18 protein-coding genes are annotated in these 23,194 nt (G+C 71.6%); 6 read left to right on the top strand and 12 right to left on the bottom strand.

The window, feature by feature from the left end; translation table 11 throughout:
- Window positions 1-19 precede the first annotated feature (19 nt).
- Window positions 20-751: a histidine phosphatase family protein gene (locus tag HUX53_RS09975; RefSeq protein WP_176402872.1), complete on the bottom strand. Its 732-nt coding sequence runs from the start codon at window positions 749-751 to the stop codon at window positions 20-22.
- Window positions 752-831: 80 nt separating this feature from the next.
- Between HUX53_RS09975 and HUX53_RS09970 the strand changes: the two genes are divergently transcribed.
- Together HUX53_RS09970 and HUX53_RS09965 are read left to right on the top strand one after the other, a co-directional pair.
- Entirely contained in the window at window positions 832-1,197 is a 366-nt protein-coding gene (locus HUX53_RS09970) for a hypothetical protein (protein ID WP_176402871.1), read from the top strand.
- A gap of 124 nt (window positions 1,198-1,321) precedes the next feature.
- Complete coding sequence (locus HUX53_RS09965) at window positions 1,322-1,729, top strand: hypothetical protein (protein ID WP_176402884.1); 408 nt, start codon at window positions 1,322-1,324, stop codon at window positions 1,727-1,729.
- A 26-nt stretch (window positions 1,730-1,755) separates the two neighbouring features.
- On the opposite strand, the gene HUX53_RS09960 is transcribed toward HUX53_RS09965, so the two are convergent.
- Complete coding sequence (locus HUX53_RS09960; RefSeq protein ID WP_255205101.1) at window positions 1,756-2,520, bottom strand: nuclease-related domain-containing protein; 765 nt, start codon at window positions 2,518-2,520, stop codon at window positions 1,756-1,758.
- A gap of 287 nt (window positions 2,521-2,807) precedes the next feature.
- Here HUX53_RS09960 and HUX53_RS09955 point away from each other — a divergent pair, with 287 nt between their 5' ends.
- Together HUX53_RS09955 and HUX53_RS09950 are read left to right on the top strand one after the other, a co-directional pair.
- Window positions 2,808-3,980: a helicase-related protein gene (locus tag HUX53_RS09955; RefSeq protein ID WP_255205100.1), complete on the top strand. Its 1,173-nt coding sequence runs from the start codon at window positions 2,808-2,810 to the stop codon at window positions 3,978-3,980.
- 410 nt (window positions 3,981-4,390) lie between these two features.
- Window positions 4,391-4,534 (top strand): hypothetical protein, encoded by a 144-nt coding sequence (locus HUX53_RS09950; RefSeq protein WP_176402870.1) that lies wholly within the window; start codon window positions 4,391-4,393, stop codon window positions 4,532-4,534.
- Between the two features lie 17 nt (window positions 4,535-4,551).
- Here the strand turns inward: HUX53_RS09950 and HUX53_RS09945 are convergent, their stop codons facing one another.
- The 9 genes from HUX53_RS09945 to HUX53_RS09905 form a co-directional block, all read right to left on the bottom strand.
- Window positions 4,552-5,646: an aminotransferase class I/II-fold pyridoxal phosphate-dependent enzyme gene (locus HUX53_RS09945; protein WP_176402869.1), complete on the bottom strand. Its 1,095-nt coding sequence runs from the start codon at window positions 5,644-5,646 to the stop codon at window positions 4,552-4,554.
- On the bottom strand, window positions 5,643-6,614 hold the full coding sequence (locus HUX53_RS09940; protein WP_176402868.1) for a phosphotransferase: 972 nt from the start codon (window positions 6,612-6,614) through the stop codon (window positions 5,643-5,645). The genes HUX53_RS09945 and HUX53_RS09940 overlap by 4 nt, the downstream gene beginning before the upstream one ends.
- Entirely contained in the window at window positions 6,607-7,749 is a 1,143-nt protein-coding gene (locus HUX53_RS09935) for a hypothetical protein (RefSeq protein WP_176402867.1), read from the bottom strand. The genes HUX53_RS09940 and HUX53_RS09935 overlap by 8 nt, the downstream gene beginning before the upstream one ends.
- 13 nt (window positions 7,750-7,762) lie before the next feature.
- Entirely contained in the window at window positions 7,763-8,650 is an 888-nt protein-coding gene (locus HUX53_RS09930; RefSeq protein WP_176402866.1) for a TIGR01459 family HAD-type hydrolase, read from the bottom strand.
- An 11-nt stretch (window positions 8,651-8,661) separates the two neighbouring features.
- Window positions 8,662-11,868 carry a WD40 repeat domain-containing protein gene (locus HUX53_RS09925; RefSeq protein ID WP_176402865.1) on the bottom strand — a complete coding sequence of 1,069 codons (3,207 nt, stop codon included), beginning with the start codon at window positions 11,866-11,868 and terminating at the stop codon, window positions 8,662-8,664.
- Window positions 11,865-13,454, bottom strand: a complete 1,590-nt coding sequence (locus HUX53_RS09920) for a hypothetical protein (RefSeq protein WP_176402864.1) — start codon at window positions 13,452-13,454, stop codon at window positions 11,865-11,867. Before HUX53_RS09920 ends, HUX53_RS09925 begins: the two co-directional genes overlap by 4 nt.
- A gap of 54 nt (window positions 13,455-13,508) precedes the next feature.
- A complete protein-coding gene (locus HUX53_RS09915) occupies window positions 13,509-14,096 on the bottom strand; it encodes a thioredoxin family protein (RefSeq protein WP_176402863.1) in 588 nt (195 codons plus the stop codon).
- Window positions 14,097-14,214: 118 nt separating this feature from the next.
- Window positions 14,215-16,638 carry a tetratricopeptide repeat protein gene (locus tag HUX53_RS09910; protein WP_176402862.1) on the bottom strand — a complete coding sequence of 808 codons (2,424 nt, stop codon included), beginning with the start codon at window positions 16,636-16,638 and terminating at the stop codon, window positions 14,215-14,217.
- 64 nt (window positions 16,639-16,702) lie between these two features.
- The gene (locus tag HUX53_RS09905) at window positions 16,703-19,864 is read right to left on the bottom strand and encodes a CHAT domain-containing protein (RefSeq protein ID WP_255205103.1); all 3,162 of its coding nucleotides are present in this window, start codon (window positions 19,862-19,864) and stop codon (window positions 16,703-16,705) included.
- 187 nt (window positions 19,865-20,051) lie between these two features.
- Between HUX53_RS09905 and HUX53_RS09900 the strand changes: the two genes are divergently transcribed.
- Together HUX53_RS09900 and HUX53_RS09895 are read left to right on the top strand one after the other, a co-directional pair.
- On the top strand, window positions 20,052-21,626 hold the full coding sequence (locus HUX53_RS09900) for a hypothetical protein (protein ID WP_176402860.1): 1,575 nt from the start codon (window positions 20,052-20,054) through the stop codon (window positions 21,624-21,626).
- A gap of 6 nt (window positions 21,627-21,632) precedes the next feature.
- Complete coding sequence (locus HUX53_RS09895; protein ID WP_176402859.1) at window positions 21,633-22,481, top strand: hypothetical protein; 849 nt, start codon at window positions 21,633-21,635, stop codon at window positions 22,479-22,481.
- A 135-nt stretch (window positions 22,482-22,616) separates the two neighbouring features.
- Here HUX53_RS09895 and HUX53_RS09890 read toward each other — a convergent pair whose 3' ends face one another.
- Window positions 22,617-22,868 (bottom strand): transposase, encoded by a 252-nt coding sequence (locus HUX53_RS09890; RefSeq protein ID WP_255205098.1) that lies wholly within the window; start codon window positions 22,866-22,868, stop codon window positions 22,617-22,619.
- Window positions 22,869-23,194 lie beyond the last annotated feature (326 nt).

The raw sequence follows: 23,194 nt of genomic DNA, 5'->3' as shown, positions 1-23,194 counted from the left end.
TGTACTGCCTGGCGAGGTGTTAGGGGGCGGGGGCGCCGATGTCGGTGAGGTGGGAGCAGTCGTTGTAGCAGACGGACTGGAGGCCGGAGCCGTCGCTGCGCCAGCGGGTGAGGGAGGCGTTGGCGACCGGCTCGCGCTCGATCTCCATGACGTCCTTCTCGGTGAGGTCCTCGACCAGGTAGCGGGTCATGACGACGATGGCGTCGTGGGTGACGACGAGGACGCGGCCGCCGGGGGCGTCGTCCTCCAGGTCGCGGTAGAAGCTGCGCAGCCGCAGCGCCAGGTCGGCCCACGACTCCCCGCCGGGCGGACGGTAGTAGAACTTGCCGAGCTGGTGCAGCCGGGCCGCCTCGTCGGGGAAGCGGCGCTTGACGCCGACCCAGGTGAGGCCCTGCAGGACGCCCTGCTCGCGGTCGCGGAGCCGCTCGTCCACCCGCAGCGTCAGGCCGGCGGGGTCGCCGGGGGCGGCGTAGGACGTCTGCGCGAGCGCGATCCTCGCGGTGTCGACGGTGCGCAGGTAGGGGGAGGCGATGACGTGCGTCGGGCGCTCCTCCTTGGGCAGCGCGGCGAGCCACAGGCCGAGCGTCGCCGCCTGGTCGCGGCCGGCGTCCGACAGCGGGACGTCGGCGTCGCGCTCGGGGATGCCGGCCTCCTCGGCGTCGGTGCCGTGCACCGCCTGGTAGGCGAGGTTGCCGGTGCTCTCACCGTGCCGGGTCAGGTTCAGCCACTGCAGCGATCTCACGCCCGCCATGCTGCCATGCCCGCGCGGCACCCGGTCCCCGGTGCGCCGCGGTGACGCCGTGCTCTACAGGCGGTAGTACTCTCGGTGCCGTGACGGACGTGCTGGGCACCGTGATCATCGTGGCGGCGCTGCTGACCGCCGCCTACGCGCTGGTGGCGACGCTGCGCAACCGGGCGATGGACCTCGGGCAGCTGATCGCGCTCGGCGTCCTGGAGGCGCTGCTGGTCGCGCAGGTCGTCGTCGGGTTCGTCAAGCTGTCGGGCGGCGGGGGGCCGGACTCGACCGCGACCTTCGCCGGCTACCTGCTCGGCTCGCTGCTCGTCCCGGCCGCGGGCGCCGGCTGGGGGCTGCTGGAGCGCACCCGGTGGGGGTCCGGCGTGATCGTCATCGCGGGGGTGGCCGTCGCCGTCATGGTCGTCCGGATGAACCAGTTGTGGAGCGGCACCGGTGTCTGAGCCCGAGAGCGTCCCGTCCGAGAACGTCGGGGCCGAGGCCCGCGCGGGCGACGACGCCCGCGCTGGCGGCGTCGCCCGCACGGGCGGCGGGACCCGCCCCAGCACCGCGACGGGTCCGGGACGGCTGCTGGTCGCCGTCTATGCGATCTTCGCGCTCGCGGCCGGTGCGCGGGCGGCGGTGCAGATCGCCACCAAGTACTCCGAGGCGCCGCTGGCCTACGTCCTGTCGGCGTTCGCCGCGGCCGTCTACGTCCTGGCGACGGTCGCGCTGGCCCGCGGCGGCCGGACGTCGTTCCGGGTCGCCGTCGCGGCCTGTTCCATCGAGCTGGCGGGGGTGCTGATCGTGGGCACGCTCAGCGTCGCCGACTCCGCGGCGTTCCCCGACGAGACCGTCTGGTCCATGTACGGGCGGGGCTACGGCTTCATCCCGCTGGTGCTGCCGGTCGTGGGGCTGCTGTGGCTGCGCCGCACCGCCCGCGCGGCCGGCGGGACCCTCGCGGGCGGTGGGCGCCCTGTGAGCGGCGGCGAGTGAGCCCTCCGGCCACAGGTGTCTCATGGTCATGCCGCCGCGGACAGTGACCGGCCGCCGATCGGGAGGGCGTGCACGGCGGCCCGCGTGACGGCCTCCACCTCGTCCGGCGACAGGTCGGCGGTCGGGTTGCGGCGCATCCAGCGGACGAGCTTGAGCGGCGGCGCGAAGACGATGCCGTCCGCGGCGAACGGCGTCCGGACGAGTTGCCCGCCGTGCACGGCCAGCACCGGCGTGACCCGCACCGGCACCTCGGCGACGCGGGAGATCTCCAGCGCCGCGGCCTCGGCCCGCGCGGTCAGCGCCCCCACCAGCTTGGACTGCGTGCGGCCGTCGATGAACAGCTTGCCGCCGTGGTGGGAGATCTCCGCGTCGGGATGCCACGCCTCGTTGTGGACCAGCCACACCCCGCCCGGCCCGATCACGATCTCGTCGGCGGAGCCGTGGCCGGGGACCGTCCGCGCGTGCAGCACCCGGTGCCCGCGCCGCTCCAGCGTGTGGCGCAGCACCCGGCTCGTGCGGTCCTCGCCGCGCAGCCCGAGCCGCCAGACCCGCGACGAGTGGTAGACGCGCCAATGGACGAAAACGTCGGCGGCCGCCACCGCAACGCCCATCATGATTCCGAAAACGGCGTTGACGAGCAGCCCGCACAGTATGAGCGTCGCCGTGGCGATAAAAGCGCGGGTCCGCAATCTCCCTTTTCGGCCACGCTGCCATAGCTCCTCGTACACCGCCTGAGGCGAGCCGCCGGTGAACGCGGCCCTGTCCCTGAGGTAGATGGAGCTGCCGAACATGCCGAACCTCCCAGCACCTGCGATGACGCCATCATTATGGGGACAGGCAAGGGATTGCCGCTACAGTTTCAAGGGTGACTTAAATCAAACTTCCAAGTCACTTCTGGGCATGGAATCATTGCTCACCTGCTCTTTCACCATGGTTGGCGGCGCCGGTTCGGGGGAAGAATCAGGAAAGTTCCCGGGTGAATGCATGAAAGACTCGATGCAACTTCCATCGCAACAAACAGAGCCTTTTTCATTGCAATGGATTTCGATGCGGCGGGACGGCGCGGCAGACTGGGGCGATGCACCTCAGCGCCGCCGAGAACCTGCCCGTCCGCCATGCCGTCCCCGCGCTGCGCGCGGCCCTGGACGGTGCCGGCGCGGCGGTGCTGGCGGCGCCGCCGGGCACCGGCAAGACCACCCTCGTCCCGCTCGCCCTCGCCGGGCTCGCCCTCGGCGGCCGGCCCGCCGCCGGGAAGATCCTCGTCCTGGAGCCCCGCCGGCTCGCCGCCCGCGCCGCCGCCCGCCGGATGGCGTGGCTCCTCGACGAACGCGTCGGCGGCCGGATCGGCGTCACCGTCCGGGGAGAGAACCGTCCCGGCACCCGCGTGGACGTCGTCACCACCGGAGTCGTCCTGCAGCGGCTGCAATCCGACCCCGAACTGGCCGACGTCGGCACGGTGATCCTGGACGAATGCCACGAGCGGCACCTGGACGCCGACACCGCGCTGGCGTTCCTGCTGGACGTCCGCGCCGCGCTCCGCCCCGACCTGCGCCTGGTCGCCGCGTCCGCCACCGCCGACACCGGCCCCTGGGCGCGCCTCCTCGGCGACGCGCCCGTCGTGGAGACCGAGGCGGCGCTGCACCCGGTCGAGACGATCTGGGCGCCGCCGGACCGTCCCGTCCCGCCGCCGCACGGCCTGCGCGTCGACCCGGCGTTCCTCGCGCACGTCGCCGCGACCGTCCGCCGCGCCGTGGCCGAACGCGACGGCGACGTCCTCTGCTTCCTGCCGGGCGTCGGCGAGATCGCCCGCGTCGCCGGCCTCCTCGGCGACCTGCACGCCGACGTCCTGCAGATCCACGGCCAAGCGCCCCGCGCCGTGCAGGACGAGGTGCTCGCGCCCTCCCCGCACCGCCGGGTCGTCCTCGCCACGTCGGTCGCCGAGTCGAGCCTGACCGTGCCCGGCGTCCGCGCGGTCGTCGACTCCGGCCTCGCCCGCGAACCCCGCACTGACCACGCCCGCGGCCTCGGGTCGCTCACCACCGTCCGCGCGTCCCGCGCCACCGCAGAGCAGCGCGCCGGCCGCGCCGGACGCGAGGCCCCCGGCACCGTCTACCGCTGCTGGACGCAGGCCGACCAGGTCCGCCTTGTGCGCAGAGGCGGCCGGAGGCCGTCGTCGTCGGGAGCGGCCGCGGTGGGTGAAGTAGGCCGCTTGTCCCACGCTCGCCCCCCGAGCGCGGTCTGGCCCACGTAGGGACGCAAACCGTCGGCGGCGAGCCGGTCGATGACCTGTTGTTCGAAGGCGCTGGCGCGCGGTCGCCTGGCATAGGCAGCGCATTCCACACGGGAGTACAGATCGTCGCTCATCCCGTAGGGATGGCCGTAAGGAAGCAGCACGCTCTCCACCGCGCGGTAGTGCTCGGTCAGCTCCGTGAAGCAAATGGGCCATTCCCTGGCTTGGTGTCCGGGTACCCCGGTCAGCCTGCCCGGCATGGCCAGATCACTTTCACGGAAACGAGACAGCTGCCCATACCAGAGCCAGGCGCCGCCACCCGCCCAGCGCGCCGCCCACCACTTGCTGATTCGCGTCACCTGCCCAGAGCCACCGCGCATCTCGACCCAGTCCTCGTCGGCGGGGACGCTCAGGCCGGATTTTCCGGCCAGGTGTTCGCCGAGGTGGTGGTCGGGCCACCGAGGGCCAAGCTCGCCCCGGTCGATGACCTCCACCGTGCCGTGCCCGCCGTTCAGGACCGCGTCCAGGACCGGTCCCGCCGACATGCCGAGACCGACGACTACCACATCGGCTGAACGGGTCCAGCGCGCGGTCACTGTCCCCCCGATCCAGGCCCGGTGGCGAAGAACTCCTCGGTCGCCTCCAGGATCCGCGCCACCACCGGCTCGGGCGGGATGGTGATCCGGACGCAGTCGTCCAGCGGCCCTGAGGGGAAGGCCCGCACCATGATCCCCCGCTGCAGGAGCCACTGTGCGTATCCCCTTTCGCGGACCCGGACCAGGATGAAATTCGCCTCGGATGCGTAGACCGTGAGCCCGTCGAACGCCGCGAGGCGCCGGGAGAGCGTCTCGCGCAGCTCGACGATCTCGGCGGCCGTGTCGGCGAACGCCGGGTGGAGGCCGAGGCACTCCAACGCGAAGGACTCGGCGAATGCGTTGAAGCCCAGATAGCGTCCGTGCATGCGGAAGGCGCGGTGCACGGCCGGGTCGGCGGCGGTGAAGCCGACGCGCAGCGCCGGAATGCCGTAGTACTTCGACAGCGAGCGGACGACCAGGCAGTTCGGCAGGTCACCGAGCCTGGTGGCCAGCGGCCGGGGCCGGCCGGCGGAATACCCGTCATAGGTCTGGTCGGTGATCAGGTAACCGCCCCTGCGCGCGAGCTCCTCGGCGATCTGCCGGTGGACCGGGTTCGCCACCTCGCTGCCCAGCGGATTGGACGGCGAGGCGAGCAGGACGACCGGACGGGGCGTACGCACGATGTCGCCCATCAGGGCGTCCAGGTCCAGCGCGTATTCGTTCCCCATGACGCGATACCGGTAGGTCCTGGTGCGCACGCCGGCCTGTGCTGCGAGCACCCCGTAGTACTCCCAACTCGGGGTGGGCATCAGGAGCGTCGCGTCCGGCATCCGCGCCACACCGGCGAACGCATCGTGCAGCGCGTGCTCTGCTCCGTTGTACAGGCGCAGGAGATCCGGATCCAGACCCAGGTGGCCGGCGAGCCCTCCCAGGAGCGCGGACTCGGTCCGGTAGCCGCAGATCTGGTCGGCCCGCAGGCGCGGACTGAGGCCCGCCGCCAGCACTGGGTGAGGGAAGAGGAACTCGTTGCGCGAGCAGTCGACGAAGTCACCGCCGGCCCGTGGCGCCGACACCGCGAGAGCGCTCGGCCTGCCCGCCGGTGCCCCGCTCATTGCGCCACTGCCCAGGGTCGCAGTCCCAGGCGCCGCAGCGGGTCTTCGAGCTTGGCTCGTTGCACCGCCGTCTCAGGGAAGAACCCGCCCTGGGACAGCACGCTCGTCTGGACGCCGCCGGCCACCGACAGGGATTGGAAAAGGATCTGCCGCAGGATCGCGTAGATCCTGAAGAGTTCGATCAGGTTGCAGTCCAGCGGACGGCCGGCGGATTCCTGATAGGCGTCGATGATGTGCTCCACCGCCTCGCCGTTGTGATGAGACCAGTCGAGCAGTTTGACAAAGTCCTTCTCGGCGGGAGCGATCGCGGCCGAGTCCCAGTCCAGGAGGCAGAGCGTTCCGTTAGGCCGCCTGATGATGTTCTTGAAGTGCAGATCATTGTGCACCAGCACCAGGCCGCGGGCCTCCGCCGCCGCAATGGCCGAATCGCTCACCGCGATCAGTGCGTCGATGCCGGCGGCCGGATAGCCGCAGCGCAGCGCCGTATCGCGGAGTGATCCGGTGAACTCCGCGCGCCATGACCGCTCGGACGCCATGCCCGCGGCAAAGTCGGCATAGGTGGCGGCGCCGTGCGCCGGAACGTGGACCGCGGCCATGACCCGGCCGACCCGCCGCGCGAGCCCCTCGTCGACCGCCAGGTCATGCAGCAGGTCACCGGCCACGAACTCGCAGATGAGCAACTGCGGGCGGACGTCGTCGGCGGCGCATCGGACACGCGGGATGTCGACGATGCCGAGCGACTCGATAAAAGGCTCTTTGACGGTGTCCTCGTACCAGAACTCCTTGGCGGTCCGGTACCGCACACAGGAATCGACGCCGCCGGTGTCCCGCACGTGGACGATCGTGTTCTGCCGTCCGCTGTGCAGCATCCTCGCCAGGACGATTTCCGTTCCGAGCCGGTCCAGGCAGTCCTTTTTGGCCTGTTCGACATAGTGGGATCGCTCGTGCCGGTCCATGACGTCAGACATGGCTGTCATCCTCACTTCGCATCGAGAATTGCCCGGCCTCGATTGCGGCCAGGACGTCGTCTCTGTGCACGATCCGTCCGGGTGAACCAAACCGCTGTACATAGAGGAGCCCCTCGGGGCAGGGATCCACCGAGTCCACGGTGTCCGTCACGCCCCGCGCCGCGTCCACGAACAGGCGGGGAAGATTGAGACCGGACAGCGCGAGCGGGTAAGTGGAGGTGAAGAACCGGCTCGCCTGGATTTCGGTCACTTTCAACTCACTCGCCTCGTCGACCAGGTAGTCGATTCCCAGCGGACCGTGCGGAGCCCAGTCGAAGGACCGGACGATCTTCTCCGACAGCGCGTGGACGTCGGGCCGGGTGAGCGTCATCGCCGCGCCGGTGTATCCCGTCACCCCGGACCTGGTCAGGTCGGCGTGCTCCCAGTACAGCCGCTTGCGCGTCTGGCCGGCGATCAGTTTCCCGTGCGCGTAGAGCGCGCCCCACGTGATCATCTCGCCGGGCAGCAGGCGCGACGACAACCGGTCGGCCCACGGGTGTGCACGGTCGGTGGGGAGCCGCTCGGAGATGGTGTAGCGGTTCCAGCCGCAGTGGCGCTCCAGGGCCGCCACGACCTCCGCCGGGGAGTCGGAGGCGAAGGCCCCCCGTCCGCCTTGGCCGTGCGTCTGGCGGACCCATGCGGACCGGCCAGAGAGGCGGGTGAAGGCCCGGTGCACGTCGCCGGGCCTTGAGATCAGGAAGGTCCGCGGTACGGGCAGGCCGTGAGCGCTCAGATGGAGGAACGTCCGGTACTTGTCCTCGAAGACGGCCAGGATCTTGTGCGGCGCGAGAAAGGTGGGGACACGGTGACGTGCCCGGGACAGGCGAAGCATCGCCTCGGCGCTCCTGGTCTCGTATACCAAGTCGATGTCCCGGCCCGTCCGGCGGGAGATCTCCGCCACGACGCGATCCGGTCTGTTGGAATCGATCAGGAACGTCCGGTCCGCGTCCGACAGGGCCGTTCGCAGCGGGTGCGCGGCCGTGCCCAGGATCGTGACGTCGGTGCCCCATCCACCGCCTTGCGCCCGCCGCAGCGCCCTGATGAAACCGGTCCCGGTCGATCGGTCGCAATTGAGGACGAGAATCACCATGCTCATTCGCGGGGTCCTTTCACCGGCTGCCCGGGGCGGGGCTCCATTGGAGCGAGGGGAGCACGAAGTCGCAGGAGACCCCCGGCTCACCGAGGCCGGCGATCGCCGCGGCGATCGACCGGCGGTCGGCGACGCCCTGAAAGGTGACGGACGCAGCGCCGGTGAGAACCATCGCCGCGTGGTAGCCGTGCTGTTTCGCGCCGACCACATCGGACTCGAATTGGTCGCCGATGGCCAGGATCCGGGTGTTGTCCAGCCCGGCCAGGAGCATGTCGCATTCCCGATAGACCTCCGAATGCGGTTTGCCGACGGTGATGACGGTCCCGCCGTACCGCCGGTACCGGCGGACCAGGCCGGCCAACCCGGTGAAGACCCCCACTTCGTTGACCGTCAGCAGTTCGGCACTGGAGGTCACGAGGGGGAGGCAGCGGGCCGCGGCCTTCCTGAGCCAGCCGTCATGGGCGCCGGCCGTCGCCCCGTTCGCGGTGCTGAGCAGCAGCACGAAGTCGCAGCTTTCGACATTCGGCACCGGACGGTAGCGGGTGCCGTCGAGCAGCGCGAGGTCATCGGGCAGACCGACGACGAACACCCGGTCGCCGAGCGCCTTCCAGGGCGACGCTGAGCGTGCCACCAGCAGGTTCCGCAGCAACTCGGCAGAACTGATCAAACCGTCGTACAGGTCGCGGGTGAGGCCCAGGCAGGACAGCCGCGTGATGTTGATGTCGGTCCGTTTGCGCGAGTTGGTCAAGATGACGACGGGCTTGCCGATCTCGCGCAGAAGCCGGAATACGCGAATGGCGCCCGGGTACAGCCGTGTCCCGTCGTGGATCACTCCCCACTGGTCGATGACGAAGGCGTCGTAGGCATCCGCGAGTTCCACCAAGCCGCCCACGTACGTCGGTTCCATCACTTCTCCCCTCATGACGCGCCGGACTGGGTGTGCCGAAGATTGACGAGGTTGGGCGACAACTCGAACAGGGCTGCTCCCGCGCTGCTGCCCACCGCCAGGAACGGGGCGGCCTGGGCGGCGCAGGTCGCATAGCCGTCGAGGGAGATCTCCAGCAGCAGGGTGTGGGTCTCCAGATCGAAGACGCGCAGCGACCGGTCGACTCCCGCGGACCCGACGATCACCCGGCCGCCGAGGGCGAAGCAGACCACCGTGCGGACCTCGCCGGAGTGAGCGGGAATGTAGGAGATCTGCTCGGCGTGGCTGCCGAGGTCCCGGATGACCGCGACCTTGCCGTCCGACAGGCCGGCGACCCAGCCGAGGCGGGTACCCGGGATCGCGCATATGCCGAGGACCGAGGCCTTGACGTTCGACCGACGGTTCTCCTCCAGCGAGTCGGCGTCCCAGAGGGCCAGGGTGCCGTCCTGGCCTCCGACGATGAATCCGCTGCTGGAGCGGTCGGCGCTGAACGCCAGGCTCGACACCGCCCCGTAGCGGCACGCGCTGACGGTGGCCAGGGGCAGCCGGGTATCCAGGTCCCAGACGGTGAGCGTCCCGTCGAGCCCACCCGAGACCAGGATCCACCTCGCGTCCGGCTGGCCCAGCGACAACGCGGTCACCCCCTCATGCGCGATACCGAGGATCACGGACGAGGGCGCGCTTCCCGCGACGACCTCGGTGAGGCGGAGCGGCCCGTCGAGCGAGCCCGAGACGATCCGCAGCCGGTCGTCGTCGAAGGCGCAGCCGAGCGCCGAGATCTCACCCGCGTGCGCGGTCAGATTCGCTCCGTCCCCGACCAGGTCCGCGCGCCAGGCGCGCACGTGGCCGTCCCGGCCGCCGGTCACGACCGCGACGCGGTCCCCCGCGTCGCGCGCGGCGACGATGCTCGAGACGCCGCCGACGTGCCAGGAATGCTGCTTGAGTTCGATCTCCTCGTTCAGAACCTGGTCGACCAGCCACAGGCAGGTGGCTCCGTCGCCGCCGCTCGACACCACGTAGCGGCGGTCGGCGTACGCGGCCGCGGTGGCGCTCCAGATCGGCCCGGTGTGGCCGGAAACGGCGACCGAGCGGGTCTTACCGGTGAGGGTCCACCGCCAGGTGTGGTCACTCGAGCAGCTGATCAGCGCTACCTGCTCCCGGGCCTTCCCGGGAACGACCCTGACCCCGTTCACCGCCGCGCCGTGGCTCGTCAGGTCCGGCAGCACGCGCAGCGGGGCCGGTGCCCCCTCCGGGGTCTTCGTGAGGGTGGCACCGGCGGTGCCGGCCGTCCGCCAGCCCAGCCGGACGACCCGCCCCGAACTCGTCCCGCCGAAGATCGTCAGCGTTGCGCCGTCGACGAGGAGGTCGACGGCGTTGAGGACCTCGGTGAACTCGGAGATGACCGCCAGCAGCCGTCCGCCGTCCGCCTCGACGACTCCCACCGTGCCGTCGACCGCCCCGAAGACGAGCAGTTCGCCGATCTGGGTCTCGGCCACCGCTAGACCGCGGATCTCACTGCCGTGGCTGTACAGCGGTGATCCGTCCGCGGTCGCCCCGTCCAGGGAGTGAGCCCAGATCTGGCCGCCCACGCCGGCGCTGAACAGGACGGGCGAGTCCGCGGGCCCGCCGATGGCCAGGACACTGAGCGGATCGGAATGGGCGTCCTCGTCGCGCCACACCAAGCCGCCGCTCGCCCTGTCGACGACCATGACGGCGTGGTCACTGGTTCCCGCGGCGACGAGCGTCCGCTCGCCTACCCGGGCCGCAGCGACCGCCCGGATCTCCGCCATTCTCAACGGGTCTCGCCACAGCAGCCGCGGCCGGCCCATCGGGTCGAAGTTCCACAGGCTGCCGTCGCTGCATCCGCCGAAGGTGTCCTCCAGTCGGCCGATCGCGCCGTCCGCCGTACGGCCCGCCGCGTCGTCCGCCGTGCACACGGCGAGGATCGGCGAGGTCCGATCCATGAGGACGCGATGGGTGTGGACCATCTGGCTCTTGGCCCATTCAGTCCGCCAGGGACGCCGGACCAGATCAGGGGGCGGGCGCCTGCCGAAGGTCTCCGGTCCCATCCGGTTTCCCGCCAGCTCCAGATAGCCGGCGGGCTCGACGGCCTCGAAGAGCCGGTGGGCGCTGAGCAGCACCGCCCGCGCTCCAGGGCCGCTCAGGTGAGCGGGGCCGCCTTCCAGTTCGGTGATCAGCGACTTCGGGTCGCAGCACAGGAGCGCCGGCATGTCCTCGGTCAGGTCGTGCAGGGCCTGGCCGCGCCGCGCCTGCCGCGGGATCTGCCGCCGCAGACCCGGCTGGAGCTCCAGGCCGTCCTCGACCCGTCGGGTGCTCAGGTCGCGCAAAGCGCGGTACAGGCGCAAATGCTCGGCGGCGCTCGGAGGCACGAAGCTCTGCAGCAGTGTCGCGGCCAGTGGTGAAGCCGGGCTGACCAGGGTTCTGGAGCCCGACCGCGTGAGATCGACCAGGCCGGGCGCGAGCAGCAGGAACCTGCTCAGGTCCGAAACGGTATAGCCCCGGGGAGACAGTTCGCTCGCCAGGGTGGACCAGACCTCGTCGAGCTCCATGACTGGCGGATCGAACATGCAGAGCACGCGACCGAGGTCGAACGGCCCGGTGCCCAGTTCCTGGAGGTCGTGCATGAAATCCACCACCAGCGGGAGCTCCGCGCACAGGGCGACGACGTCGGGCTCGGTATTCCAGGCGCGCTCGCGTTCGAGTGCGGCCGCCAGGTCGGGGATCAATGCGGTCGCATTGCCCCAGCGCTCGGCCACGGCCTCCACCACCGCGGTGCCTAGGCCGCATTCCTCGGTCAGCAGCTCCTTGAAGATGCGGGCATCGGTTCCGTCCGCGGTGAGATCGACCAGCTCCCGGGTCCCGATGCACTGCCCGGTTCGCAGATCGCGTACCAGGACGATCCGGCGGCCGTGGTCAGGGAGGTGCGGGACGCTGTCCGGGCGAGGACCGTGGCCTGCCCGGCCGACCATGTCGATCAACACTCCACCGGGCCAGGTGTAAGTGTCGAAGACCGCGTTGCCGGACCGATCAGGGTCCGCAGGGCGCCACTCCGGGGTGCACGCGGCCGCGAGCGTCCGGACCAGGGCAGGGCCAGCGCCCCCCAAGCCGCAGACCACGGCCACGTCGAATTCGGGCTCGCGCAGCAGCGACGCGAGCTTGCCGGGCAACTGCGTGGTCAATGAAGTGCCTCTTCGGAGTGGTCGGACGGGCGGGCGGTCCGAAGGGCGTCGGCGATCAGTCGGTTCAGGAACAGGTTCTTGACGCCCCCGCCGTCGACGGGACCGGGCGGCTCGATCCCCAGCAAGGCCAGCTGCAGGCGGGTGAGGGTATCGATCCCCTCGGCGAAGTACTCCCGGAGCTGGCCGGGCTGAGGGAGCCGATCGGGCGCGGAGAAGGCCATCCTGGTCACGCGGAGCAGCGGGGTCTGGCCGAGCAGCGTGTCCATCTTCTGCAGCGAGGAGTCGGCCGCGGTGTGCCAGCCGAGCCGCTGGCACACCAGCGCCATCGCCCAGTGGGTGCGGTGGTTGCCCGGCATGATCCTGATCGAGCGCTCCAGGAATCTCAGGGCGTCCCGCCTCCGTCCCTGCGCGAGGCAGATGATGCCTAGGGTCTCCAGGGAAGCACTGTCGTGCAGTCGAAGTCGGCCGCGGACGGCGTCCGGAGACACCTCGCCCGGAGTGAAGGCCAGGCGCAGGGCGAACTCGATCGGCTGACCCGAAGCCAAGGCCAGCAGGCTCGCCAGGTCCTCGGAGCGATGCCAGCGATTCGCGATATCGAGCAGGGCGGCCGTCTGCGGGAGATCGGACGCCCTGATGTCGAGAGCGCGCGCCGGGTCCCTCGGCTTGTCGGCCCTGCCGGCCGCCTGGGCCTTGGCGCGGATTCCGGTTCTGGCCCTGGCCATTTTCCAGCCGGAGGGCGCAACCGTCGCCGACGCACGTGTTACGCCCGCCACCGGGCCGTCGGTGAGGGCGTCGAGGTGCGCCCAGGCGATGGCGAGCCCTTGGTGCATGGACGCTCGTTCCCGTCCGGTTTCGCGCCGGTCGGCAAGACGTTCCAGAAGGTGGAGCGCGGCGGGCCGGTCGCCCGCCGCGATCGCGCAAGCCGTCCCGATCACGGGCGTGAGATAGAGATGACCACCGGACCGGAGGATGCCCTCGATCCGGCGGAGGCCTATCTCCGGGTGCCCGGCCTCCAGGTCGTTGTAGGCGCGGAGTTCGCCGAGCAGCGTCCAGTCGGGGAAGATCTGCGCGAGTCCGTCGAGGCGTGCCAGGAACTGGTTCATGCGTCCGCCGACCAGCGCGTCGGCGAGTTCGCTGAACCAGCCGGCGAGGCTCTCGGTCGCCATCGCGCGCCGGCCGCGTGCGACCTTGCGCAGGTCCAACTCGGAGATGACCACCACGCTGGCGACGCCCAGGAAGACCACCAGGATCATCAGCAGCGAGTTGTGCGGGCTCGGCACCCTCCGCTCGAGCAGGGTCAGCCCGGACCAGAAGATCACCCCGCTCGCGAGGAACAGACCGGCGTTGATCAAGCGGGAGAGGTCGAGCACCCGGTCGTCGGAGCGTCGCAGCACCGCGATCGTCTCGGCCAGGTCGGCCGGCCCGATGGGGGCGCCCTGCTGCAGCGCGCTCCGCACTCGCCACGACTGTGCCCGCACCTCGCTCTGCATCGCCTGGTAGGCCGAGTGGGCGCGGGTGGTGACGAATCCCGCGGAGAAGACGATCGCGGTCATCAGGTAGCTGAGAACGTCAATGTGCTTTTCCACGCCCCGCCTTTCCCAGAGGTCTGTCCACGGCGGCTCATTCCCGGGCCGCTCAGATCAGGAGAGGGCGAACACATAGCTGGGCTCGTTGCCCGGACGCCATTTGACGCTGCACCCGAAGCTCCCGCGCTGCTCGGCCGAGACGACGTCGTCCTCACAGGTCGCGGCGATCGCGCTCAGCAGGTCGTCACCCGTGACCGGAAGGTCGTTCCCCGGCCTGCTTCCGTCGTACTGGCCGTGGTAGACCAGCCGCCAGTCGATGTCATAGAGGAAGAACTCCGGTGTGCACGTTGCACCGAACGCCTTCGCCGCCTGCTGGGTCGCGTCGAGGCAGTACGGGAAGGCGAATCCGGCCCGCTTCGCCTGGGCGCGCATCATCGCCAGGTCGTCGGTGGGATAGGCGGTGACGTCATTGGGCGATATCCCCACGACCGTCACGGCGGCCGACGTGTGCAACTGGCTGACCACGGGGCCCAGATGCCTTTCGATGTGCTGCACGTAGGGCGAGTGGTTGCACAGGAACGCCACCAGGGTAGGGCGGCCCACCTGGAGCGTGCTGGTGTCGAGTGGACGCTCTTGCAGGTCGGTGACCGAGAACCAGGGCAGTCTGGTTCCCAGGGGGACCCTCCGCGAGGGGATCGGCATGATCGCACCCGTTTCCGATATCAGGGGCTGTACGGCGCTGGTCCGGCTCCTCAGGAAAGCAAGACGCGCGGATCTCACGCGTCCTATGCCGCGATCCCGTACAAGGTCCGTACATGCCTCATCGGCCGGGCGTCCGCCGCAACTCTTTGCGGGTCGCACCCGTGGCGGGGTGGTCGTCGCCGAGCACCCGGCTGCGCACGTCGAGGACGTCACGCAGCAGATCGTCCGCCTCCTGCGGCCGGCCTGCGGCCCGGAGTGCGACGGCGTGCAGGTGCCGGGCCGCGAGTGTGCGCGGGTGCTCCGCGCCGAGCACCCGCCGGGTCAGCACCGCCAGCCGGTCGATCTCGGCGACGGCCGCGGCCTCCTCGCCCCGGTCCAGGCGGAGGCGGGCGAGGTGCTGGAGTGTGACAAGCGTTGCGGGATGCTCCGCACCGAGCGCGCGCTCCCTGCGGTGCAGGACGTCGCGCAGCATCTCCTCAGCCTCGTCCAGCCGGCCGCGCTCGGCGAGGACGGTGGCGAGGTTGTTCCGGCTCGTCAGGGTGTCGCGGTGGCCCTCGCCGAGCACCTGCTCGCGTAGGGCCAGCACCTGGGCGAACACCTCCTCGGCGCGTTCCCCGTCGCCCATATCGCGGGCGACCCTCGCTCGGTAGTGCCGGCTCATCAGCGTGTCCGGGTGACGCGGGCCGAGGACGCGGCCGCGCATCTCGATCACGGCGTCGAATCCCTCGGCGGCCTCGGCGAGCCGGCCGAGTCCGTACTGGATGCGGTGGTGCTCATGGGCGAGGCCGAGGACGCCCGGGTGGTCGTCGCCGAGCGCGGTCAGGGCGAGGCAGACGGCGGTGCGGGCCGTCACCTCGGCGCGCGCCAGGTCCCCGGATGCCCGCAGGTACTCGACGGCCCTGCGGGCGGGGTGCAGAACCTTGGCCAGCACGGGATGCCCGGCGGCGGCCTCCACGGGCCCGAGGCAGTGGTCGACGATGAGGGCCCAGGTGGGCCAGGACGCCGGGTCGCGCGGGTCGCCCGATCCGGGGGCGCCCTGCGCGGCCGCGGCGGCGGCGAGCAGGCCGGCGGCCAGCAGAACGTGGTCATCGAGCCGGTCCAGGAACCGGGAGTCGCGCCGGCAGGCGTCGATCACCAGCGGGTGCAGAGTGATGAGCAAGTGCGGCTCTTCGAACCGCTCGATCAGCCCGAAGTCGGCCAGCGTGGTCAGCGCCCGCCACACGCGGTGCTCGGTCATGGCGGGGAAGAGCGGCGAGGCCGACAGCAGATCGGAGCGCAGCACGGCGTGCGGGATCGGAGCGGAGGTGAAGCACGTCAGGGTGAACAGGAGCGCGCACGTCTCGGGGTCGCCGTGGGCGGAAAGGAGGTCCACGGAGCGCTCCCAGGCCCAGCGGGCGATCTTCCCCGGGGTTCGGCGGCCGTCCGGCGCCGCGGCCCGTGCCTCGGCGAAGACGTCCTCGTGCCGGCCGACGTCGAACTCGGCGCCGCACGCGTCGAAGGTACGGCACGGGACGCTGAAGGCCTCGGGCAACGCGCGGGCCTGGGCGATGAGGCGTCCGATCAGACGCAGGGCCAGCGGCAGCCCGCCCAGCCGCTCGGAGAGCGCCTCCGCGGCGGCCCGGGAGCCCGCGGCGCGTCCCCCGAGTTCGGTCAGGACGAGCGCGCCGTCGCCTCGTCCGAGCGGCCCGACCCGGCGCATCCGCAGCCAGGGCGCCGGGCCGGCCCACGACGCGGCGCTGCCGTCGCTCGTGGTCACTAGGACGGCGCCGGCCGCCCGCGTCACCGGGCGCAGCCAGCCGACGCCGTCGGTGATCGCGCCGCCGTCCGGGCACAGCACCGCCTGCGGGTCCTCGACGCCGTCGATGATGAGCAGCCACGGTCCGCGCGCCGCCTCCAGCAGCCGCCACACCTGGTCGGGCCCGGTGCGCAGGCGGCGGCTGCCACCGAGTTCGTAGGCGATCTCGGCCATGCCCCGGCCGAGCGCCGCCGGGTCGGTCCCGTTGACCCACCAGACGCGCCGGCCGCGGTCGAACGCGGCCGCGACACGAAGCGCGACCGTGGTCTTGCCCGAGCCGCCGAGCCCGTACAGGACGTGGACCGGGACCCCGCCGCCCCCGGCCAGCCGCTGCCCGAGCCGCCGGCCCAGCGACGCCAGCAGAGCCTCGCGCCCGCGGATCCGCGGGCCCACAGCCAGCCGTCCGAGCGGCGGGCGAAGGGACAGGACGGGGCCCGGGTCGGGTTCGGCCGTGCCCGTGCCGCCGACGGGCTGGAGACTCCCCCGGCGCAGGAAGTTCAGGCTCGCGGTCAATGCGTCCCGCTCCTCCCGGGACGCTCCGCACACGTCCAGGAACGCGTCGAGGTTGGGCGATCTGAGCGGCGGGAGATGCCGGCCCGCGAGGTACCCGCCGAGGGTCGCCGAGGGAATGCTGGTCGCGTCGGACAGTTCGCGGACGGAGAGCCCGGCGCGGCGTTTCAAGCGCGCCAGTTCCGCCGCGAAGTCGTTCTTGGTGAGGAAGAACCGCCCCGTCGTTCCCTCTAACACCTGACCAATGTAAGGAGGTCGCGGCACGCTCCGGCCCGAGACGCGGGCGCATGTCCGCAGCCGGTCAGGCGCCCAGCAGCACGTACGGCGCCCACGCCGCCACCGAGCTTCCGTCCGCCTCGGCGAGCATGGCGGCGCGCAGCGCGTCCACCGGTTCCCGGCCGTCATCCAGCTCACCGGCGAGTCGTGTCATCAGCTCGGCTCCGACGCGGTCTCCGGTGGGCCACAGGGACGCGACGACCCCGGGCACGCCGGCCAGGTGGAAGGCGCCGGCGAGGCCGAGCCCCTCCAGCGCGTGCTCGTGTCCGACGTCGGCGGTGCCGCAGGCGGACAGGACGACCAGCCGCACCGACTCCGTCCGGGCATCGGCGATCGCGTCGCCGTACCACGGCGCGTCCCCGGCGAGGAGCAGATGGTTCGCCAGCGGATCGGTCGTCCCCAGCCCGGCGTGGCAGGCGAAGTGCAGCAGGGTCGCCTCGGGCAGAGCGGCGGCCGCGGCCTCCACCGTCGCTGCCTCACCGACGAGCCGGCGCGGGGCATCGGCGAACCGCTCCCCCTCCTCGGCCGCGGCCAGCAGTTCGGGACGGCTCGACGGCAGCGGGGCCGCGAACGACCACGCACGGGCGCGGTCGGGGCGACGCCGCGCCGCGGTCGCCTCCGCCCAGCGGGCCACCTGCCGGGTGGTCGCGCACCGCACCGGATGCCGCTGGACAAACCGCAGCCCATCGCAGGTGTTCCCCGCCGCATAGGGAAGCAGGGCCGCGAGTCCCGCCGCCGAGATCACGACCGGCTCCCCTTCGCCCAGGAGCCGGCTGACCGGTTCGGTCACCAGCGCGGCGAGCTGGGGCAGCAGGCCCTCCAGGACGGACGCCAGCGCCGCACCGCCCAACGGCGCCGCAGCCCTGAGCTTGTACGTCCAGGAGGTCACCAGGTCGTCGGTGAACTCCGGCAGGAGAAGCGGGACCGGAGACTCGCCCGGCCTGGCGACCGCGGCTCCGCCGCCGTGCGGCGTCGACCACAGCGCGACGACGGTCGCCCCCGGGTCTGCGTCGGCACCGGTGTCCTGCGTCGCGGTGCCCTGCGGCGCCGGCATGGCGAGGCGCCGCCCGAGAATCACTCCGTGGCCGGTCTCGTGGGCGCGCAGCGCTCCGGCCGCGTCGCCCGCGAGGAGGCGGGTCTGCGCCACGGCGGCGGCCAGTCCCCGCGCCTCCTGTCGCCAGGCCAGTTCCTGCCGCACGGTCGGCTGCTCGGCCAGCAGATCGAGCGCGGCCGAGCCGTGCGCGAGAGCCGTCTCGGCCAGCTCACCCGCGGTTTGGGCGCTCGCGGTGCGGTCGCCCTCGGCGGATGCTTCCAGCGCGTGCATGGCCAGTTGCCTCGCCGCGGTCAGCGTGACCGCCGGCCGGTGCTCCAGCCCCTCCTCGCAGGCCTGGAGCAGCCGCTCCTCCGAGCCGGGTGCGCCGAGGATCCGCCGGACGGTGCCCTCGCGCAGCAGTCGGCCGGGGCGGGCCGAGGGCGGTCCCGATGCGGCGAGCGGTGGCAGTGCGGCCAGCGCCGCCGCGGCCTCGCGATCGTTCAGCCGCAGCAGGCGGGTGATCAGAACGTCCGCGTACGTGCCCTCGGCGACCGCCCGCGTCCGCTCGTCCCGCGCCTCCTCGCGCGCCTCCTTCGCGAGGCGGAGCGCGAGGTCGAGCGGTTCTCCGTCGGTGGAAATCTCGAACAGCCGGTGGCACGCCGAGGCGAAGTTGATCTTACGCGCGGGCAGGTCCGGTGATCGGGGACGCGAGGCGCCGACCGACCGGTCGAAGGCCTCCAGCGCCTGGAGGAGGTCGGCGGCGTCGCCGAACCGCTCGTACCGGTCGGTCAGCGTGATTCCGGCGTTGTTGAGCAGCGAGGCGGCCAGCGGGTGCGCGTCCGGCAGCGTGCGCAGGCCCGCCCTGTGCAGGCGCGCGGCCTCCTCCAGGTCGGCGAGCCGCCCGCTGCGCAGATAGCCGTCATGGTGGAGGTTCGCCAGATTGGACAGCAGCCCGGCGGCCTCGTAGGCGGGGGCGTGCGCGTCGGGGATCGCCGCCCTCCCCGTTCGCAGGGCCGCGGTGAGGACGTCGGGGTCCCCGGTGTGGTGGTACAGGTCGCCGAGGACGAGTGCGAGGCCGGCGAACCGCCCGGCCCGTCCCGGGTCGTCGGGGCTCGAGTCGCGGACCGCGGCCATGTGCCACTCGACGGCGGCGCCGAGGTACTCGTCCCGTCCGGTCGCGATGAAATGGGCGCGCGCCGCCAGGCCGGCGTTGGACATCACGACGGGATACAGCTCATCCCCCTCCGCGACGTCGCGGCGCGCCTCGTCGCCGAGCCGGAACGCCTCGGCTGCGTCGGCCTCTCCGCCGGTGTACGCCCACCGCAGCAGCAGCGCGTTGAGCAGATTGTTGGCCGCCTGGAAACGACCCGGGTATGTGGGCGGAAGGGCGTTATGCGCCTGGCGGGTCAGTGTGACGGCCTCCGACAGGTCAATGACATCGCGTCCCGTGGCGTCGAACCGCTCCATCAGGGCGGTACCGAGGTTCGAGGCCCGGATCGGCCGGTCGGGATGGCCCTCCGGCGTGCCTTCAAGCGCGTCGTACAGCAGCGCCACGGCCCGGTCGAGGTCACCGCGCGGGTGGCCCTGGTCCGCGGCGACGCGGTAGGCCGACCCCAGCAGATTCGCCGCCTCCGCCGTCTCCCCGCCGTGGGCGCGCGCGGCCTCCAGGACGCGTTCACCGAGGTCGATGCAGTCGCCGATGTCGGTGGTGTCAGTGTGAGCGGCCTCGTCGATCATCAGGGAGAGCAGCGAGAGGGACCGGCCGGACCAGCGCGGATCGTCCGGGGTCACCTCTGCCAGCGCCTCGACGAGCAGAGCGCGTGCCTCGGCACGCAGCGAGCCGCGCGACGAGCGGGCCCGGTTGCCAGGGAAGTCGGCGAGCTCCTGCAACGCGGCGGAGAGGTTGGCCGCGCGGGAAGCCGACGGTTCGAGCCGGTGGGCCCGCCGCAGGAGCGGCAGGGCCTCCGATAGGGCCGCCGGGTCGTGGAGCAGCCGGTAGACGACCATGAGCGCGTTGCCCAGCACGGAGCACCCGCGGGCCGAGACCGGTGCCGGACGGGCGCGTACCCGGACGCGCAACTCGTCGGCGAGACTCGGGTCCGCATCGGTGTAGGCGGACACGGTGAGCCGTTCCACTTCGTCGAAGTCGTCCATTGTCACGATCGCCCACCGCGATGCCGATTCACCGGCCGCTCGCCGGTTCGTGCTCGCGGAACATTACCCGACCGTTTCGTCCCCACCGGCCGGAATCGAAATGTTCCGATCGTGCGCAGATCCGTTCTCGGCGATGGGACAATGGCAGCTCCGGTTCCGGGCCGGGAGGGTGACGGGGGAGGTCTCTGTGTCGCACGGTTTCCTGGACGATGCGCTCGCCTCCGGGCTCGACCGCGCCGCGAAGGCGGCGTTGTCGGGCTGGGCCAGGATGGAGGGATCGGCCTTCCGGCTGGACCGCTGGATGAACAACGGAAAGTCCGGGGCCGTCGTCGCCGTCGTGGACGAGGAGAACGAGTTCGAGGGCGCCCGGCAACTCGTTCTCAAGATCGACGAAGAGGGGGATTTCGAGTGCCCGGAGTACACCCAGCAAAAGAAGGCCCGGGCCGATTCGCCCGACTTCGCCCGCGAGCACCTGGCCACCGCCGTTCACCAGCCGATCGCCGTCGGGGACGGCCGCTGGATCGTCTTCCAGGAGGTCGCCGGCGGCAGCATGCGCACCTACGGGGTGCTGACCCGGCTACTCGACGCCGCGACCGGCACCGACGCCACCGACGCCGACACCGAGGCGTTCGCGCGGGCATGCCGGACGGTCGTCCACTCGACCTTGCGCGACTGGGCGGTCATTCCCCGTCAGGCTCCCATGACCGCGGCCGAGTACGTCCGGCAGCACGTCGGCCCTCGGCTCCACCGGCCCGGGAGGCTGCGCGACCTCATGGCGACGGCCGTCGACGCTTACCTCTACTTCGACGAAGACGAGGCGTCGCTGCCGAACCCGCTCGCCCTGCTGGCCGAGGATCCTGCCGCGGACAAGCCCGTCGGCGCGGACTCCGTGGTCAACGCCCTGTGCGGCAAGACACACGGGGATCTGCACACCGAGAACATCCTGCTGCGCCTGGAGCCGTCGCCAGCCCCTGACGGCTACTGGCTCGTGGACCTGGCCAAGTACTCCGCCCGGGCGCCGCTCGCCCGGGACGCCACCCACCTCATGCTGTACGTCATCGCGCGGACGCTGACCGGCCTCTCCCCCGTCCAGCGCACCGCCCTCATTCGCGTCCTGGTCGATGGGGACAGCGGACGCGGTGCGGGCCAGCTGCCCGGATGGATCCGGGTCTTCCTGACCGAGATCCGCGCGGCCGGACACGACTGGCTCCTGAAACGCGCACTGCCCGACGCGTGGGACGACCAGACCCGCCTGTCCCTCGCGGGCAACGCGCTGGTCTTCATCGGACGCCGGTCGACGAACGCCGTCGCGCGACGCTGGTTCCTGCGCCTGGCCGGGCACGCCCTGCGGGAGAGCCTGCCGCGCACCCCGGCGGCGGTCCCGGCGCGGACGGCGCCCGCGGCGCACGACCCCGCCGTCAGCGAGCCCAGCCGCATCTGGATCGCGCAGCTCTGCGAGTACCGCCCGACACTGCGCCGGCTCGCGGCCGAGGCGGGGCTGGCCGGGGAGCTCGACGCGCTGGTCACCTCGGCTCAGCTCGGCGAGGACCGCGAAGACGGTTTCGCCCATTTCGTTCGCAAGCTCGGCGGGAGCGACATCCTGCGGATCGACGTCCCTGGCCTGGGGCAGGGACGGCCGCTGTCCGGTGAGTTCCACGGATGCGACGGCGGCCACTGCCCCCGAAGGGAACCGCGCATGCCGAGCGGCCCCGTCCCCCGGTGCGCACTGCGCTCCGCGCCCATGCCGCTGCGATCGGAGTAACCCCGCGTGCTCCAGGAACCCGGCCTGGACCGGCCTTCGGCTGCGGCACTTCCGGCGCTGTGGCCTGCCTGCGTGTGGCTGGCCGTCGCCGCTTTTGGCGTCATCGCCGGGCACGCCCGGGCGCTCGACGCCGAGCACGTCCTGGAGATCATCGGAGACGCGCACGCACGCGTGCAGGCGAAGGGCTTCCTAGCGGCGGTCACCGCCGTCGCGGTGGCGCTGTCCGCGGTCTTCGCGGCGCACGCCGGCGCCGCTCTCCTTGGCGACCGGCTCGGGTCGCTTTGGCTCGGGGTCCACTGGCCGGACCGCCTCGCGTCTCGGCTGACAGCGCGGCGCAGAAGGGCGTGGTCGGCGCTGAACACCGAGGCGGCCGAGGCCCGGCGCGTCGGGAACGAGGACGGCTACGCCCGCTACTCACTCGAACGCAACCGGATCTCGCTGGCGCCGCCGTGCCGGCCGACGCAGGCGGGTGACCGCATCGCCGCCGTGGAGACCAGGGTCGGGCAGCAGTACGGACTGGACCTCTTCTCGGCCTGGCCCCGTCTCTGGCTACTCCTCCCGGACCCCGCGCAGGCCGAGTACCGGGCCGCCTCCGCGGCCTGGCACCGGGCGACCGCGACGGGCGCCTGGGGATTCCTCTACGCGGTCGTGGGCCTGTGGTGGTGGCCCGCGCTGATCATCGCCGCCGGAACCGCCCTGGCGGCGATGCTGCTCGGCCGCAGCGCCATCGCGTCCGTCGCCACGACGGCGGAGTCGATCGTGGACGTCTTCCTGCCCGACTTGTACGCCCGGCTGAACCTGGACCGCACGGATCCCGGCCGCGCCGCGACCGCACGCTTCCGCAAGGGGACATGAGAACATTCCGGGAGTCTCGCGCCGACCGGAACCCCACCACCCGAGGAGCCAGGCTTACAGCCCGACCATCTCGGCGAGCCGAGCACTGTCCCTACCGAAAATTTCGTCCGCGCAGGTCAAGCGGCATGCTCGTACTCATTGAGGATTCCGCACAGACGTTGACCTTCTTCGGATGCTCAGGTGGGCGATCTGGTCTGTTTCGTTGATCGGTGAAGGCAGCGGCTTCAACGGGCGGGCGTTGGCGATGCCCTGATGCGGGCAATGCTCGTTGTAGAAGGTCTCGAACTGGCGGAGGGCGTGGAGCAGGTGCCGCTGGTTCCACATCAACGTGCGGTTCAGGAACTCACGGCGGCATGTCTGCACCCATCGCTCCATCACTGCGTTCATCCTCGGCATCCGCACCCCCGGTCAGCACCGTCTGGACGCCGGTACCGGCCAGGATCGCGGCCAACAGGTCGGGAACTTGCCGTCCCGGTCCCGGATCAGGAACCGTGCCCGGCAGCCGGCGTCCTGAAGGTCCATGACCGCACTTTTCGGATGTTCGGCTGGGCGATCTGGCGTGTCCATTCACGGGGTGAAGCCGTGATGGGTGTAGCTCGTTTTCAGTGAGCGTGCCGGTCAGGCGGTGAGTGCGTATTCATGCTGGTCATGGGTGCGTTCGTGCTCTCGGCGCAGGTGGTAGGCCCAGTAACGGTCGAGGTCGTCGTTGGCGA

Source organism: Actinomadura sp. BRA 177 (assembly GCF_013372625.1).
In the GTDB taxonomy this organism is placed as follows: domain Bacteria; phylum Actinomycetota; class Actinomycetes; order Streptosporangiales; family Streptosporangiaceae; genus Spirillospora.
Note: the sequence above shows the minus strand (reverse complement) of the source record. Positions and strands in the feature narration are given on the sequence as shown.